The organism is Hydrogenophaga sp., from assembly GCF_051007235.1.
GTDB lineage: Bacteria > Pseudomonadota > Gammaproteobacteria > Burkholderiales > Burkholderiaceae_C > Hydrogenophaga.
In genome coordinates this window covers 1-2,245 of sequence record NZ_JBPCSJ010000574.1, presented here as the reverse complement: position 1 = coordinate 2,245, position 2,245 = coordinate 1, and the positions used below count along the sequence as shown (strand labels likewise).

The window sequence follows — 2,245 nt, the reverse complement described above, 5'->3', positions numbered from 1 at the left end:
CGGTTCGATCTGTTTGAAACGGTCCAGCACGGCGTTGGTGCCCATGTCGGGCGCGCACACGCTCCACACGCCGCCGATGCTGACCACCGCCAGGAAGGCGACCATGGTCTCGGGGATGTTAGGCAGGTAGGCGGCCACACGGTCGCCCGGCTGCACGCCCTGCGCCTGCAGGTGCAGCGCGAGCGAGGCGACCTGGCGCCGCAGTTCCGGCCAGGACAGCTCACGCCGCTGGTGTTTTTCGTTGTCCGAAATGACGGCCGGGAAACCCGCCGCGTGCGCGGGCTGCACATGGCGCAGCACTTGCTGCGCATAGTTCACCTGCGCGCCCGTAAACCAGCGCGCGCCGGGCATCACATTGCGTTCGAGCACCGCGGTGTGCGGCGTGGGCGACTGCAGACCGAAATAGTCCCAGATGCTTTGCCAGAACGCGTCCAGATCGGTGGTGGACCAGCGCCAGAGCGCGTCGTAGTCGGCAAAGTGCAGACCGCGCTGGTCGGCCAGCCACTGCTGGTACAGGCGGATCTGGGGGGTGAACGGGGGCGGTGTCGTGACCATGCGGTTGTCTCCTGCGGCCGCAGGGTAGCAGCGCTGCGCGCGGGCGACGCTCGCACAGGCGACAAGTGCCCCGGCGCCCCGCGCTCCCCCGCCAGGGGGACGCCGTCCCCCCGATGGGTGGTGCTTTCCCTCATCGGGTGAATGGTCAGGACCAGCGCCCCGGCCTACCGTTGCGACGTCTTCAACCCCCTGCCAAGGAACACGCCATGGACACCCCTTCCGTCAAATGGGCGCACACCGCGCTCGAAGCCATCCGCCACATCGGTGCCACCGGCGTCGGCGCCGAGCGCAACCGCATCGGCCCGCCCATGGTGGCGCGCTCGCTGGCGCTGCTGCACACCGCCATCTACGACGCCTGGGCCGTGCACGACGCACAGGCCCTGCCAGTGCGTCTGAGCACGGCGCGCGTCACCGGCGCCACCCAGGTGCAGCTGGAAAAAGCCATCCACCACGCCGCGCACAAGGTGCTGGTGGACCAGTTCCCCACCGAGTCCGCCACCTTCGACGCCATGCTCGCCAGCACCGGCAGCGCGCCCAGCAGCAGCACCAACCCGGCCACGCCCGAAGGCGTGGGCAACCTGGCGGCACTGGCCGTACTGGCCCACGCCCACGCCGACGGCGCCAACCAGGCCGGCCTCTACGCCGACACCACCGGCTACCTGCCGGTGAACATGCCCATGCACGTGACGGCACCGGCAAAGCCGTCGGACATCCTGGCGCCCGACCGCTGGCAACCGCTGGCCTACGCCGACCCCAGCGGCGCGGTGAAGGTGCCGGGTTACATCGGCCCGCAGTGGGCCCTGGTGCGCCCGTTCGCGCTGCAGTCGGCCGGCCAGTTCCGCCCCTCGGCGCCGGTGCCCATCACCTCGCAGGCCTTCCTGGACCAGGCCAAACACGTGGTGGCGGTGCAGGACGGCCTGAACGTCAAGCAGAAGGTGACCGCCGAGTACTGGGCCGACGGCCCCAGCTCCGAACTGCCGCCTGGCCACTGGGAGCTGTTCGCGGCCTTCGTCTCGGCCCGCGACCACCACACGCTGGCGCAGGACGTGAAGCTGTTCTTTGCGCTGGCCAACGCCATCCACGACGCGGCCATCGCGGTGTGGGACTGCAAGCGCCACTACGACTACGTGCGCCCGGTCACCGCCATCCGCCACCTGTACCGCGGCAAGCGCATCCGCGGCTGGACCGGCACCACCGAGGCCACCATCGACGGCGAGGCCTGGCGGCCCTACCAGGTGAGCACCTTCCCGACACCGCCCTTCCCCGAATTCGTCTCGGGCCACAGCGGCTTTTCCATGGCGGCGGCCGAGGTGCTGCGCCGCTTCACCGGCAGCGACGCGTTCGGCCACAGCTACACCCAGCCGGTGCCGCTGCGGGTGGAGCCCACGCTGGCCAGCGCGGCCGGCACCACGCTGAGCTGGAGCAGCTTCACCGCCGCGGCCGAAGAAGCGGGCGAATCGCGGCTGTACGGCGGCATCCATTTCTACGAAGGCAACGTGGCCGGGCTGGCGCTGGGCCGCAAGGTGGGTGCGCTGGCGTTCGAGCGCGCACAGGCCTGCTGGAGCGGCCGGCCTTGATGCGGCCTCCCTGACGGGGCAGGTGCGCGCAGCGGTAGCATCGCCCGATGCCCCACCTGCCCGCCCCCGCCCTGGAACCGGTCTTCGACCTCACCGTCACCGTCGCCACCCCC

The 2,245-nt window shown here is 70.8% G+C and carries 2 protein-coding genes; one reads left to right on the top strand and one right to left on the bottom strand.

Annotated features, from left to right (window positions below; genetic code table 11):
• A partial coding sequence (locus ACR2JA_RS20515; RefSeq protein ID WP_434010910.1) for an AMP-binding protein occupies nt 1-555 on the bottom strand: 555 nt, incomplete at its 3' end.
• 206 nt (nt 556-761) lie between these two features.
• Here ACR2JA_RS20515 and ACR2JA_RS20510 point away from each other — a divergent pair.
• A complete protein-coding gene (locus ACR2JA_RS20510) occupies nt 762-2,132 on the top strand; it encodes a vanadium-dependent haloperoxidase (RefSeq protein ID WP_434010909.1) in 1,371 nt (456 codons plus the stop codon).
• Nucleotides 2,133-2,245: the final 113 nt, after the last annotated feature.